This is a genomic window from Streptomyces sp. NPDC039423, assembly GCF_055598725.1.
In genome coordinates, this window is the sequence record NZ_JBVKAH010000006.1 from 415,839 (window position 1) to 428,757 (window position 12,919).

12 protein-coding genes are annotated in these 12,919 nt (G+C 73.6%); 7 read left to right on the plus strand and 5 right to left on the minus strand.

All coding sequences use genetic code 11. From position 1 onward, the window contains the following. The first annotated feature begins 71 nt into the window (after window positions 1-71). Window positions 72-1,016: a glucosyl-3-phosphoglycerate synthase gene (locus ACZ7LK_RS21700; RefSeq protein ID WP_471142717.1), complete on the plus strand. Its 945-nt coding sequence runs from the start codon at window positions 72-74 to the stop codon at window positions 1,014-1,016. 45 nt (window positions 1,017-1,061) lie between these two features. Beyond that, a complete protein-coding gene (locus ACZ7LK_RS21705; RefSeq protein WP_392274984.1) occupies window positions 1,062-2,507 on the plus strand; it encodes an alpha,alpha-trehalose-phosphate synthase (UDP-forming) in 1,446 nt (481 codons plus the stop codon). Window positions 2,508-2,557: 50 nt separating this feature from the next. Here the strand turns inward: ACZ7LK_RS21705 and otsB are convergent, their stop codons facing one another. From otsB to ACZ7LK_RS21720, 3 genes are read right to left on the minus strand one after another with little or no spacing between them, the layout of a single operon-like run. Further along, entirely contained in the window at window positions 2,558-3,400 is an 843-nt protein-coding gene (gene otsB, locus ACZ7LK_RS21710) for a trehalose-phosphatase (protein WP_392274983.1), read from the minus strand. Window positions 3,401-3,435: 35 nt separating this feature from the next. Then, the gene (locus ACZ7LK_RS21715; protein ID WP_392274982.1) at window positions 3,436-3,687 is read right to left on the minus strand and encodes a DUF3263 domain-containing protein; all 252 of its coding nucleotides are present in this window, start codon (window positions 3,685-3,687) and stop codon (window positions 3,436-3,438) included. Between the two features lie 13 nt (window positions 3,688-3,700). Further along, the gene (locus ACZ7LK_RS21720) at window positions 3,701-4,969 is read right to left on the minus strand and encodes an extracellular solute-binding protein (protein ID WP_469461086.1); all 1,269 of its coding nucleotides are present in this window, start codon (window positions 4,967-4,969) and stop codon (window positions 3,701-3,703) included. 155 nt (window positions 4,970-5,124) lie between these two features. Between ACZ7LK_RS21720 and ACZ7LK_RS21725 the strand changes: the two genes are divergently transcribed. From ACZ7LK_RS21725 to ACZ7LK_RS21745, 5 genes are all read left to right on the plus strand, one after another. Beyond that, window positions 5,125-6,036, plus strand: coding sequence for an SIS domain-containing protein (locus tag ACZ7LK_RS21725; RefSeq protein ID WP_392274981.1), 912 nt, complete (start codon window positions 5,125-5,127; stop codon window positions 6,034-6,036). 91 nt (window positions 6,037-6,127) lie between these two features. Beyond that, window positions 6,128-7,063, plus strand: coding sequence for an ROK family protein (locus ACZ7LK_RS21730; protein WP_392274980.1), 936 nt, complete (start codon window positions 6,128-6,130; stop codon window positions 7,061-7,063). After that, window positions 7,063-8,208: an N-acetylglucosamine-6-phosphate deacetylase gene (nagA, locus tag ACZ7LK_RS21735; protein ID WP_469461083.1), complete on the plus strand. Its 1,146-nt coding sequence runs from the start codon at window positions 7,063-7,065 to the stop codon at window positions 8,206-8,208. The genes ACZ7LK_RS21730 and nagA overlap by 1 nt, the downstream gene beginning before the upstream one ends. A 132-nt stretch (window positions 8,209-8,340) precedes the next feature. Continuing rightward, the gene (locus ACZ7LK_RS21740; RefSeq protein ID WP_392274978.1) at window positions 8,341-9,267 is read left to right on the plus strand and encodes a 1-phosphofructokinase family hexose kinase; all 927 of its coding nucleotides are present in this window, start codon (window positions 8,341-8,343) and stop codon (window positions 9,265-9,267) included. Window positions 9,268-9,281: 14 nt separating this feature from the next. Then, complete coding sequence (locus ACZ7LK_RS21745; RefSeq protein ID WP_392274977.1) at window positions 9,282-10,133, plus strand: class II fructose-bisphosphate aldolase; 852 nt, start codon at window positions 9,282-9,284, stop codon at window positions 10,131-10,133. Here ACZ7LK_RS21745 and ACZ7LK_RS21750 read toward each other — a convergent pair. Next, window positions 10,123-11,091 (minus strand): carbohydrate-binding protein, encoded by a 969-nt coding sequence (locus tag ACZ7LK_RS21750; RefSeq protein WP_392274976.1) that lies wholly within the window; start codon window positions 11,089-11,091, stop codon window positions 10,123-10,125. The two genes, ACZ7LK_RS21745 and ACZ7LK_RS21750, sit on opposite strands and share 11 nt — an antisense overlap. A gap of 65 nt (window positions 11,092-11,156) precedes the next feature. Next, on the minus strand, window positions 11,157-12,815 hold the full coding sequence (cdgB, locus tag ACZ7LK_RS21755; RefSeq protein ID WP_392274975.1) for a diguanylate cyclase CdgB: 1,659 nt from the start codon (window positions 12,813-12,815) through the stop codon (window positions 11,157-11,159). Between the last annotated feature and the right edge of the window lie 104 nt (window positions 12,816-12,919).

The window sequence follows — 12,919 nt, forward strand, 5'->3', positions numbered from 1 at the left end:
GCGTTGTTCAAGACTGTAACCGAACCCCCCGACGCCCGAGATGGTCGTCCGAAACGCGAGATGGAGATCACGTGCTGGAAGAGGTGGAGCGCTGGCTGGAACGGCGGTCCTGGTCCGTGGCCGACCGGCCGCTCGACCGGCTGCTCGCGGCCAAGCACGGCACGACCGTCAGCGTCGTCCTGCCGGCGCTGAACGAGGAGGCGACGGTCGGCGACATCGTCGCCACCATCCGCCGCGACCTCATGTCACCCGCCGTCCCCCTCGTCGACGAACTCCTGGTGATCGACTCCGGCTCCACCGACCGCACCTCCGAGGTGGCCGCCACCGCGGGCGCGCGCGTGGTGCACCGGGACGCGATACTCCCCCGCATACCCGCCCTCCCCGGCAAGGGCGAGGTCCTGTGGCGCTCCCTCCTCGCCACCACCGGTGACGTCGTCTGCTTCGTCGACGCCGACCTGCGCGACTTCTCGGCCGATTTCGTCAGCGGCATCGTCGGCCCGCTCCTCACCGACCCCACCGTCCACCTGGTCAAGGCCATGTACGACCGGCCCCTGGCCGGCACGCCCGGCCAGGGCGGGCGGGTGACCGAGCTGGTGGCCCGGCCGCTGCTGAACCTCCACTGGCCGCAGCTCGCCGGCTTCGTCCAGCCCCTGGGCGGGGAGTACGCGGCCCGCCGCTCGCTCCTGGAACGGCTGCCCTTCCCCGTCGGGTACGGGGTCGAACTCGGCCTGCTGGTCGACGCCCTGCACACCGTGGGCCTCGACGCCCTCGCCCAGGTGGACGTGGGCGTCCGCAAGCACCGGCACCAGGACGAACGGGCGCTGGGCCGGATGGCGGCGGCGATCTACCGCACGGCCCAGCTACGGCTGTCGCGCGGGCACCTGGTCCGGCCGCGGCTGACCCAGTTCGACCGCGGGGAGGACGGCTTCGTCCCGCGCACGCACGACGTCGACACCGAGGAACGGCCCCCGATGATCGAGGTGGCCGAGTACGCACGGCGCCGCCGCGTGGCGTGAGCGCCATACGTTTGAGTGTTTGGGCTACGGGCTAGGTTCGTCTCCATGGCAGCCCAGATTCTTGTCGCCTCGAACCGCGGTCCGGTCAGCTACGTGCCACGGGAGGACGGGACCTTCGACACCCGGCGCGGCGGCGGCGGACTGGTGTCGGGACTGTCCGCGATCGGGCCCGACGCGGGCGCGCTCTGGGTGTGCGCGGCCCTGAGCGACGGCGACCGGCAGGCCGTGCGCCGGGGCGCCGCGGTCGAGCCGGGCGTGAAGATGCTGGACATCGACGCGGCCGTGCACGCCGACGCCTACAACGGCATCGCCAACTCCGTGCTGTGGTTCGTCAACCACATGCTGTACCAGACCCCGCTGGAGCCGGTCTTCGACGCGGAGCTGCGCCGCCAGTGGGCGTCCTACCGCCTCTACAACCGCGCCTTCGCCGAGGCCCTCGCCGTGGAGGCGGCCGACGACGCCGTCGTGATCGTCCAGGACTACCACCTGGCCCTGGTCCCCGGCATGCTCCGCGAGCTGCGCCCCGACCTGCGGATCGGCCACTTCTCGCACACCCCCTGGGCCCCTCCCGAGTACTTCGCCATGCTGCCCGACGACATCGCGGAGGAACTCCTCCTCGGCATGCTCGGCGCCGACCGGCTGGGCTTCCTGACCTGGCGCTGGCTCCAGGCCTTCCAGGACTGCTGCGCGTCCGCCCTCAAGGACATGGACGTGACGACGCAGTGGCCCAAGGACCAGTCGCCGAGCGTGCGCCACTCGGCGCACGGCACGCCACACCAGACACACCTGGGCGTGCACGGCCTCGGCGCGGACGCCGACTTCCTCCGCGAGCGGTCCCGCCGCCCGGACGTCGAGGACCGGATGGCGGCCCTGCGCGAGCAGATCGGCCCCGACCGCCGGACCGTCGTGCGCGTCGACCGCACCGAACTGTCCAAGAACATCGTCCGCGGCCTCCTCGCCTACCGGCACCTGCTCGCCGAGCGGCCCGAGTGGCACGAGCGGGTCGTCCACCTCGCCTTCGCGTACCCCTCCCGCCAGGACCTGGCCGTCTACCGCGAGTACACCGCCGAGGTCACCCGCCTCGCGGACGAGATCAACGCGGAGTACGGCCGCGACGGCTGGACCCCGGTGATCCTGCACGTCGAGGACGACTTCGCCCGCTCGCTGGCCGCGTACCGGCTGGCCGACGTGGCCCTGGTCAACCCGATCCGGGACGGCATGAACCTGGTCGCCAAGGAGGTCCCCGTCGTCTCCGACGCGGGCTGCGCCCTGGTCCTGTCCCGCGAGGCGGGCGCGCACGAGGAGCTGGGCGACGACGCGATCACGGTGAACCCGTTCGACGTGGTCGGCACCGCGGACGCCCTCCACGAGGCCCTCTCCATGCCCCTCACCGAGCGCGCCGACCGCACCAAGCGCCTGGCCGCCGCCGCCACGTCCCTCCCCCCCTCCCGCTGGTTCCTCGACCAGCTCACCGCCCTCCGCTCCCTCTGACCCCTCCGGCGGGGCGCCGCCCCGCGGGCACGGCCGCCCCGCCGGAGGGGTCAGACGGCCGCCGCCAGGGCCTGGAGGAAGCGGGCGACGCCCGAGGGGCCGGGGAGGAGGAGGTCGGCGCGCTGGGCGACTTCGGTGACCTCGTCGCTGCCGCTGCACACCAGCAGTCCCGCCAGGCCGTCCGAGCGGAGCTTCTCCACCGCCGCGAAGGCGGGCAGGTCGCCCAGGTCGTCGCCCGCGTACAGGACGGTCCGCGCGCCGGTCTCGCGGACGTACTCCGTCAGCGCCACGCCCTTGTCGACGCCCGGGGGGCGCAGTTCCAGGACCAGGCGGCCGGGTTCGAGGACGAGGCCGTGCCGGGTGGCGAGGTCGGCGAGCGGGGCGTGCAGCGCGTCGAAGGCGGCCTGGGGGTCGTCCGCGCGCCGGGTGTGGACGGCCAGCGCCCGGCCCTTCTCCTCGATCCACGTGCCGCGCCACGCGCCCGCCCGGTCGAGGAAGCCGGGCAGCTCGGCGCGGACGGCCGCGACGCCCGGGTGCTCGGGGGCGGCCCGGACGGTGCCGGTGACGGCGTCCCACCGTTCGGCGCCGTAGTGGCCGAGGACGACCAGGCGCTCCAGGCCGGGCACTCCGGCGAAGCCTCCGTGGCGCACCGCGACTCCGGCCGGGCGGCCTGTGATGACCGCGACGGACGCGACCCGCGGGGCGAGCGCGGCGATGGCGGGCACGGCGCCGGGGTGGGCGCGGGCCTGCTCGGGGTCGTCGACGATGTCGGCGAGGGTGCCGTCGAAGTCGAGCGCGACGACGGCCCGCCGGGGGTCGGCCAGGAACGCGTCGAGGCCCTCACGGCCGGCGGGCGTGACGGGACGCGGCAAGGATTCCGGTGGGGTGCCCATGCACCGAACCTATCCAGGGCCCCGGCCGCCCACACCTACCGCCGCGCCTCCCGCGACGCCCGCAGCCGGCGCAGCCGGTTGACGGTGACGGGGTCGTGCGCGAGGGCGCGCGGGTCGTCGAGGAGCGCGTTGAGGAGCTGGTAGTAGCGGGTGGGCGACAGGCCGAGCTGCTCGCGTATCGCGCGCTCCTTGGCACCGGGGCCGGGCCACGAGCGCCGTTCGACGGCGAGGACGGCGCGGTCCCGGTCGGTCAGGTCCGGGCCCGCCGGACGAGGAGAAGCGGTCATATGAGCAACATAGTTACTCGGCCGCCTCCGCGTCCTTGGCGTCCCGTGCTATCTGCGACAGCACGGCGTCCGGGTCGCCGCCGGGCGCGACGGCCTTGCCGATGTTCTTCTTGACGCTCTCGCTCACCTTGGCCCAGGACGTGCTGCCCACCGGGTAGAGCTCGGAGGTGGGCAGCTCCTCCAGGAACGGCCACAGGTCCTTGTGCTTGGTGTCGTTGCGCATGGCGGCGCTGGCGGTGCTGGTGACCGGGAGGATGTCGTACCGGTCGGAGAAGGCCAGCACGTTCTTGTCCTGGTAGACGAACTCCAGGAACGCGCCGATCTCCTTGCGGTGGCCGTTCTGCTTGAAGGCCATCATCCAGTCGGCCACGCCCATCGAGGGCCGGGGTTCGCCGTCGGGGCTGGGCAGCGGCACCATGCCGACGTCCACGCCGGCCTGCTTCGCCGCGTCCATCAGCGTGGGGTGGCCGTTGAGCATGCCGACGTCGCCGCGGACGAAGGCGTCGAAGGCCTCCTGCCGGTCGAACCGGCCGGGGGCGACGGGCCCGGTCAGCCCCTTGGCGACGAGGTTGTCCCTCAGCCAGGTGAACGTGGCGACGTTCTGGTTGGAGTTGATGTCGTACGAGATGTTGCTGGTGTCGCGGTACCCACCGCCGCCGGCGAGCATCCACATCATGGTCTCGGCCTGGGACTCCTCGGCGCCGAGCGGCAGCGCGAAGGGGTACGTCACGCCCTTGGCCTTCAGCTTCCCGGCGGCGGCGCTGATCTCGTCCCAGGTCTTGGGGGGCTGGGCGCCGGCCTTCTCGAAGAGGTCCTTGTTGTAGAAGAGCAGCCGGGTGCTGGCGGCGAACGGCATGCCGTACTGGTTGCGGTCGACCTGGCCCGCCCGGCTGAGCAGGGGCAGGAAGTTGGCCTGGGTGGGGATGGGGAGGAGTTCGTCGGCCTTGTAGAGCCGGTCGTCGGCGGCGTAGTCCGCGTACGCGCCGATCTGGGCGAGGTCGGGCGCCCGGCCGGCACGGACCATCTCGGCGACCTCGCGGTCGACGTCCTTCCAGGACATGACGTCGACGTCGACCGTGATGCCGGGGTGCGTCTTCTCGAAGGAGCGGGCGACCTCGTCCCAGTACTTCTCGGACGTGTTGCCCTGGTTGCTGCCGTAGTCGGCGGCGACGAGCCTGAGCGTGACGTCCTCGGCACCGCCGCCGGCTCCGCAGCCGGCCAGCGTCGCCGCCATGCCCAGTGCGGCCACCGCCGCGGTCAGTCCTGTGTAGCGGCGCTGCACGACTCTTTCCCCACCTTTGCGTCTGTTCGAGCAGTGATTTTCGCACAGCGGGGATGAGGTCTACACCACCTGGGTATCGCTTGGCCAACAACGCCCGGTCCGCCACACCCGGCCGTCCCCTCCGCAGCCACTCGCAGCCGTAGGAGCCTCCGCGCATGTCACGCACCGCAGAAGAGATCGCCACCCAGCCCGACTCCTGGCGCCGTGCCGCCGAGGCGGCCGCGTCGTTCGGGGAGGGCCTCCCGCGGCCCGGGGAGCGGGTCGCGGTGACGGGGTGCGGCACGTCCTGGTTCATGGCCATCGCGTACGCGGCGCTGCGGGAGGCGGCCGGCCAGGGGGAGACGGACGCGTTCGCCTCCTCGGAGTTCCCGTCGGCCCGCGCGTACGACCGGGTCGTGGCGATCACCCGTTCGGGCACGACGACGGAGGTGCTGGAGCTGCTGGGGGCGCTGCGCGGGCGGGGGGTGCCGACGCTGGCGCTGACGGCCGACCCGAGGACGCCGGTGATGGAGTCGGCGGACGTGGTCGCGGTGCTCGACTGGGCGGACGAGGAGTCGGTGGTGCAGACCCGGTTCGCGACGACGGCGCTGGCGTTCCTGCGCGCGGCGCTGGGCGACGTACCGGGCGTCAAGCCGGTCGCGGAGGCGGCGGTGGACGCGGAGGCGGCGGTGGCGGAGCCGCTGCCCCGGGCCGTGGCGGAGGCCGAGCAGTGGACGTTCCTGGGCCGGGGCTGGACGTACGGGCTGGCGCTGGAGGCGGGGCTGAAGATGCGGGAGGCGGCGGGGGCGTGGACGGAGGCGTACCCCGCGATGGAGTACCGGCACGGGCCGATCGCGGTCACCGGCCCCGGCCGGGTGACCTGGGTGTTCGGCACCCCGCCGGAGGGGCTCGCGGGGGACGTGGCGAGGGTGGGCGGGACGCTGTACGCGCACGCGTCGGCCGACCCGATGGCCGATCTGGTCCGGGCGCAGCGGCTGGCGGTGGCCGTGGCGGAGGCGAAGGGGTACGACCCGGACCGGCCGCGCAACCTGACGCGGAGCGTGATCCTGTCCTCACCCGGAGCATGACCCCGTCCCCCGGCCCCGTTTTGTATGCGTCGGCAACAATCCCGAGAAGTGGACTAGACCTTTCACGGGTTCACGAGCGACACTGTCCCTCGTGAGACACGTCATCGCCCTCGATGTGGGCGGCACCGGGATGAAGGCCGCCCTGGTCGGAGCCGACGGGGCCCTGCTGTACGAGGCGCGCCGGGCGACCGGCCGCGAGCGCGGCCCCGACGCGGTCGTGGAGTCCATCCTCGGCTTCGCCGCCGAGCTGCTCGCGCACGGCCGCGAGCGGTACGGCACGGCCGCCGTCGCCGCCGGTGTCGCCGTCCCCGGCATCGTCGACCCCGACCGGGGCCTCGCGGTCTACGCCGCCAACCTCGGCTGGCGCGACGTCCCGCTGCGCGCCCTCCTCGCGGAGCGGCTCGGCGGCCTGCCGGTCGCCCTCGGGCACGACGTGCGCACCGGCGGGCTGGCCGAGGGCCGGGTGGGCGCCGGCCGGGGCGCCGACCGGTTCCTGTTCGTGCCGCTGGGCACCGGCATCGCCGGGGCGATCGGCATCGGCGGCGCCATCGAGGCGGGCGCGCACGGGTACGCCGGCGAGATCGGCCACATCGTGGTCCGCCCGGGCGGCCCCGCGTGCGGCTGTGGGCAGCGCGGCTGCCTGGAGACGCTCGCCTCGGCCTCCGCCGTGTCGAGGGCCTGGGCGGTGGCGAGCGGCGACCCGGAGGCGGACGCGGCGGACTGCGCCAAGGCCGTCCGGTCGGGCGACGAGCGGGCCGTACGGGTGTGGCGGGAGGCGGTCGACGCGCTCGCCGACGGGCTGGTCACCGCGCTCACCCTGCTGGACCCCCGCACGCTCATCATCGGTGGCGGTCTCGCCGAGGCGGGGGAAACGTTGTTCACACCCCTCAGGGCGGCCGTCGAGGAACGCGTCACGTTCCAGAAACTCCCCGCCATCGTGCCGGCGGCCCTCGGGGACACCGCCGGATGCCTGGGCGCGGGCCTGCTCGCCTGGGACCTACTCGCCAGTTCGGAGGTATCCGCCTGATGGCCGATCACAAGGTTCTCGCCGGCGCCCGCGTGGTGCTGCCGACCGGGATCGTGGACAACGGGCGGGTGATCGTCGAAGGCGGCCGGATCGCGGGACACGCCCCGGCGGACGCCCCGGCCCTCGACCTCACCGGGCACTGGGTGGTGCCCGGCTTCGTCGACATGCACAACCACGGCGGCGGCGGCGCGTCGTTCACCTCCGGCACCATGGAGGAGGTCCTCCGGGGCGTCCACACGCACCGGCTGCACGGCACGACCACCGTCGTCGCCTCGACCGTCACCGGCGACATGGACTTCCTCGCGCACCGCGCCGGTGAGCTGTCCGAGCTGGCCCAGCAGGGCGACATCGCGGGCATCCACTTCGAGGGGCCGTTCATCTCGCCCTGCCGCAAGGGCGCCCACAGCGAGGGCCTGCTGCGCGACCCGGACCCCGCCGAGGTGCGCAAGCTGGTCGACGCGGCACACGGCCACGCCCGGATGGTCACCCTCGCCACCGAGCTGCCCGGCGGCATCGACTCCGTACGGCTGCTGGCCGAACACGGCGTCATCGCCGCGATCGGCCACACGGACGCCACGTACGAGCAGACCGTCGAGGCCATCGACGCGGGCGCCACCGTCGCCACCCACCTGTTCAACGCCATGCCCGCGCTCGGCCACCGCGCGCCCGGGCCGATCGCCGCGCTGCTGGAGGACGAGCGGGTCACCGTCGAGCTGATCAACGACGGCACCCATCTGCACCCCGCGGCCCTGGAGCTGGCGTTCCATCACGCGGGCCCCGGCCGGGTCGCGTTCATCACGGACGCGATGGACGCGGCGGGCTTCGGGGACGGGACCTACCACCTGGGCCCGCTGGAGGTCCAGGTGCTCGACGGCGTCGCCCGGCTGGTCGAGGGCGGCTCGATCGCCGGCTCCACCCTCACCCTCGACACCGCGTTCAAGCGGGCCGCCACCATCGACGGCCTGCCCGTGGAGTCGATCGTCCGCGCCGTCTCCGCCAACCCGGCGAAGCTGCTCGGCGTGTACGACAGGGTCGGCTCCCTGGAGCCCGGCAAGGACGCCGATCTGGTGGTCCTGGACGCCGGATTCACCCTGGTGGGTGTCATGCGCAAGGGCGAATGGGTGGTTGAACCCCGACTGGGCTGAATGCTGAACCAATGACTGCAAGGCGGTTGGGCCGGGGGACTGGGCGCGACCGCCTTCGGTTTGGCATGATCAGGGCCCGGAAGCGTCACGCACACAGGCGGAAGCACGCCGTACTTCTCGGGGGTGTTACGGGTGATCCTGACGGTCACGCTCAACACCGCGCTCGACATCACCTACCGGGTGGACGCCCTCACCCCGCACGCCACCCACCGCGTCACCGACGTCGCCGAACGCCCCGGCGGCAAAGGCGTCAACGTGGCCCGCGTCCTCGCCGCCCTCGGCCACGACACCGTGGTCACCGGCTTCGCGGGCGGCCCCACCGGCGAGGTGCTGCGCGGCCTGCTCGCCCCGCTGCCCGTGCGCGACGCGCTCGTCCCCGCCGCCGGCACCACCCGCCGCACCGTCGCCGTCGTGGACGCGTCGACCGGCGACACCACCCAGCTCAACGAACCGGGACCGGTCCTCACCCCCGCCGAGTGGTCCGCCTTCCTCGCCACCTACGACGACCTCCTCCGGGACGCCGACGCCGTCGCCCTGTGCGGCAGCCTCCCGCCCGGCATCCACGTCGGCGCCTACGCCGATCTGGTGCGCCGCGCCCGCGCCGCGTCCGTACCCGTCCTGCTGGACACCGGCGGCGAACCGCTGCGCCGGGGCATCGCCGCCCGCCCCGACCTGGTCAAGCCCAACGCCGACGAGCTCGCCCGGCTCACCGGCGCCCGCGAGCCGCTGCGCGCCACCCGGGACGCCCGCCGCCGGGGCGCCCACGCCGTGGTCGCCTCGCTGGGGCCGGACGGACTGCTCGCGGTCACGCCCGACGGCATCTGGCAGGCGGCGCCGCCCTCGGCGGTGCGGGGCAACCCCACCGGCGCGGGCGACTCGGCGGTGGCCGGCCTGCTCTCCGGCCTGGTCGAGGGCCTGACATGGCCGGACCGGCTGGCCCGGGCGGTCGCCCTCTCGGCGGCGACGGTGCTGGCACCCGCGGCGGGCGAGTTCGAGACGGCCGCGTACCGGGAACTGCTGACCCGGATCACGGTGACGGAGCACGCCACGGCCGCTTAGTGGAGGTACTGCACATGCCCCTCGTCCCCACCGGCGAACTGATCGCCCGGGCCAGGTCCGTGGACGGCGCCGTCGCGGCGTTCAACGTCATCACGATGGAGCACGCCGAGGCCATCGCGCGGGGGGCCGAACGGGTGGGGCGGCCCGCCGTTCTCCAGATCTCCGAGAACGCGGTGCGGTTCCACGGCGGCGACCTGTCCGCCGTCGCGGCCGCCACCGCCGCCGTCGCCCGCGCCTCCACCGCCCCGCTCGGCCTCCACCTGGACCACGTCGTCTCCCCCGACCTGCTGCGCGCCGCCCACACCGAGGGCTTCAGCTCCGTGATGGTCGACGCGTCGAAGCTCGGCTACGGCGACAACGTCAAGGCCACCGCCGAAGCCGTCCGCTGGGGTCACGAGCGGGGCATCTGGGTCGAGGCCGAGCTGGGCCGGGTCGGCGGCAAGGACGGCGAGCCGCCGCTGGACGCCCACACCCCCGGCGTCCGCACCGACCCGGCGGAGGCCGCCGCGTACATCGCCGACACCGGCGTCGACGCCCTCGCCGTCGCGGTCGGATCCACCCACGCCATGACCGAACGCACCGCCGCCCTCGACCACGCCCTGATCAGTGCGCTGCGCGACGCCGTCCCCGTCCCGCTCGTCCTGCACGGCTCGTCGGGCGTCCCCGACGACGAGCTGCGCGCGGCGATCGCCGCCGGCATGACCAAGATCAACGTCGGTACGGCCCTCAACACCGCCTTCACCGGCGCCGTCCGCGACCACCTGGCCGCCCACCCCGGCGTCGTCGACCCCCGGAAATACCTCGCCCCCGCTCGCGAGGCGATGACGGGGACGGTGGCGCACTTCCTGTCGGTGATCAGCCCTTGACGTGACCCTGCTGCAACCAGACCTGGTCGAGGTACGCCTCGCACTGGTTCCCCGGCTCGCACGACATCTTCATCGTGTTCGTGCCCTTCTTCAGCTCGGCGTAGGAGTAGGTGTACGTCCAGCCCTTCTCCCAGTCGCCCTCCGCCGCGTGCGCGAAGTTCTTCATCCGGATCTCGCGCGGCGACGCGCCGTTGACCGACAGCGTCGCGCCGGCGTCCTTGCCCGGCACGCTGTAGCTCAGGAACAGCGTGTACGGGCCGTCCTCGGGGACGTCGACCGTCCAGCTCGCGGACCCGCCCACACCGTTGAACATGACGTACGCGCCGTCGGCGCCCTTCGCGCCCTTGACGTCCTTGCCCAGCCGGGCGGGACCGCCGAGCTGGAGCGTCGCCGCGTCCTGCTTCGGCAGCTCGACGGGCTTCTCGTCCTCCCCGCCCTTGGAGGCGTCCGGGCTCGGGGTCTGCTGGACCTGGGTGGCCGGCGCCGACGGGGTGGCCTTGCGGTCCTTGTCACCGTCGTTGTTCGTCAGCACGGCGATGGTGATGCCGATCACCACGACCAGCACCACCGAGACCGCACCGAGCAGCAGGCCCTTGGTGTTCGGGCCGCCACCGCGGCCGCCACCGCGCTGCGCCGGCTGCGCCTGGGGCACCGGACGGGTCCGGTCACCGCCGCCGCCCGGGTAGGTCTCCGGAGCCGCGTAGGGGGCGCTGGGCTGGGCGTACTGCTGCGCGTACTGCTGCTGCGGTGCCTGCCCGTACTGCCGCTCGCCGACCGCCCTGACCTGGTTGTACGACGTCCTGGGCACTCCCGGCTGCGCGGCCGGACCCGGATAGCCGTAGCCGCCGCCCTGCCGCGGCGCCTGCGCACCCGCCGCCTGTCCGTCCGCGTACAGGTAGCCGAACGGATCGTCGTCCTCGGGCGTGCCCGCGCCGTTGCCGTGAGTCCCGGCAGCCATCCCTGGTCACTCCTCATCCGTGCTCGCCAGCGGTCACCGACCCCGGCGAGCCTACCCCGAACGGCTCAGCCCGCCCGGCGGTGAACCTTCGACCGGGAGCGCTTCTCGATGTACATCCGCTGGTCAGCGGAGTTCAGCACCTCTTCGACGGACATTCCGCACTCCGCCCAGCCGATCCCGAAACTGGCGCCCACCCGCACCGCGCGCCCGTCCACCCGGATCGGCGGAATGATCGCGTTGCGCAGCCGTACGGCCAGGTCGGCGGCGTCGGCCGCGCCGAGCCCGTCGGCCAGGACCACGAACTCGTCACCCCCGAGCCGGGCGACGGTGTCGCCGTCCCGCACCCCGGCGGTCAGCCGCCGGGCCACCTCGATGAGCACGGCGTCACCCGTGTGGTGCCCGAACCGGTCGTTGATCGACTTGAACCCGTCCAGGTCGCAGAAGAGGACCGCCAGGCCCTTCGTCCCGTCGTCGACCTCGGCGGGCGGGGCCACGGCGTGCACATGGTGGTCGTACGCGCCGGCCTCCGCGCGGGCCGCGAAGTCGAAGCCGTCCCCCCGGTAGGCGTGCTCCCCGTACTCGTAGTCCCCGCTCTCGTAGGCGTCGACCTCGTGCGTCCCGGCCGTCGCCCGCACCGCGTGCGGGCGGTCGCACAGCCGGGCACTGAGCCGGGCGCGCAGCTCCGCGCTGTTCGGCAGGCCGGTCAGCGCGTCGTGCGAGGCGCGGTGGGCGAGCTGGAGCTCGTGCCGCTTGCGCTCCTCGATGTCCTCCACGTGCGTCAGCAGGAAACGCGGCCCGTCGGCGGTGTCGGCCACCACCGAGTTGCGCAGCGACACCCACACGTAGGTGCCGTCCCGGCGGGCCAGCCGCAGCTCCGCCCGGCCGCCCTCGGCGGAGGTCCGCAGCAGGGTGCCGATGTCCTCCGGGTGGACGAGATCGGCGAACGAGTACCGGCGCATCACCGAGGCGGGACGGCCCAGCAGCCGGCACAGCGCGTCATTGGCCCGCAGCAGCCGGCCGTGCTGGTCACCGCCCATCTCGGCGATCGCCATGCCGGACGGGGCGTACTCGAACGCCTGGCGGAACGACTCCTCGCTCGCGCGCAGCGCCTGCTGCTCGCGCTCCAGGCGCACCAGGGCCCGCTGCATGTTGGCGCGCAGCCGGGCGTTGCTGATCGCGATGGCGGCCTGCGAGGCGTACATCTGGAGCGCCTCCTGGCCCCACGGCCCGGGCCGGCGGCCGTTGCGCGGCCGGTCCACGGAGATGACGCCGAGGAGCTCACGGCCGCTGCCGGAGGCGTACATCGGTGCGTAGAGGCGGTCCCGGGGGTGCCACTCGTCCTCGAACCGGGGCTCCGGCCCGTCGGTGTGCCACTGCGGCACGTCGTCCTCTATCAGCACCCAGCCCTCGGTGTGCGGGATGAAGCGCAGCTCGCCCCAGGCCTCGCCCATGCCCAGGCGGCGCTCCCACGACTCCCGGGACCCCACCCGGCCGGTGATCAGGGCCTCGGCGGCGGGGCTGCCGGCGAAGGCGGCGACGACGAGGTCACCGTCGGGGCGGACGAGGTTCACACAGGCCAGCTCGTAACCGAGACCGGCGATGACGCCGTCGGCGACGGTCTGCAACGTGTCGGCCAGGCTGCGGGCCGTGTTGAGGTTGGCGACGACCTGATGCAGCTGCCGCAGGGTCGCAAGACGGACGTACGGCTCCGACTCGGTCTCCATTGCTCGCTCTCCCCGAGACCTCGACAGCAACTCCAGGGTTCTCATCGGCGCTCGTGTTGCACTGTCCCCGCCACTGAATCACAGCGAGCTGTGCCCCAGGTACA

Excerpts from the sequence above, each read along its gene's own strand:
- ACZ7LK_RS21705 (WP_392274984.1), top strand. The coding sequence starts at position 1,062 with ATGGCAGCCCAGATTCTTGTCGCCTCGAACCGCGGTCCGGTCAGCTAC.
- otsB (WP_392274983.1), bottom strand. The coding sequence starts at position 3,400 with ATGGGCACCCCACCGGAATCCTTGCCGCGTCCCGTCACGCCCGCCGGC.
- ACZ7LK_RS21715 (WP_392274982.1), bottom strand. The coding sequence starts at position 3,687 with ATGACCGCTTCTCCTCGTCCGGCGGGCCCGGACCTGACCGACCGGGAC.
- ACZ7LK_RS21725 (WP_392274981.1), top strand. The coding sequence starts at position 5,125 with ATGTCACGCACCGCAGAAGAGATCGCCACCCAGCCCGACTCCTGGCGC.
- nagA (WP_469461083.1), top strand. The coding sequence starts at position 7,063 with ATGGCCGATCACAAGGTTCTCGCCGGCGCCCGCGTGGTGCTGCCGACC.
- ACZ7LK_RS21745 (WP_392274977.1), top strand. The coding sequence starts at position 9,282 with ATGCCCCTCGTCCCCACCGGCGAACTGATCGCCCGGGCCAGGTCCGTG.
- ACZ7LK_RS21750 (WP_392274976.1), bottom strand. The coding sequence starts at position 11,091 with ATGGCTGCCGGGACTCACGGCAACGGCGCGGGCACGCCCGAGGACGAC.
- cdgB (WP_392274975.1), bottom strand. The coding sequence starts at position 12,815 with ATGGAGACCGAGTCGGAGCCGTACGTCCGTCTTGCGACCCTGCGGCAG.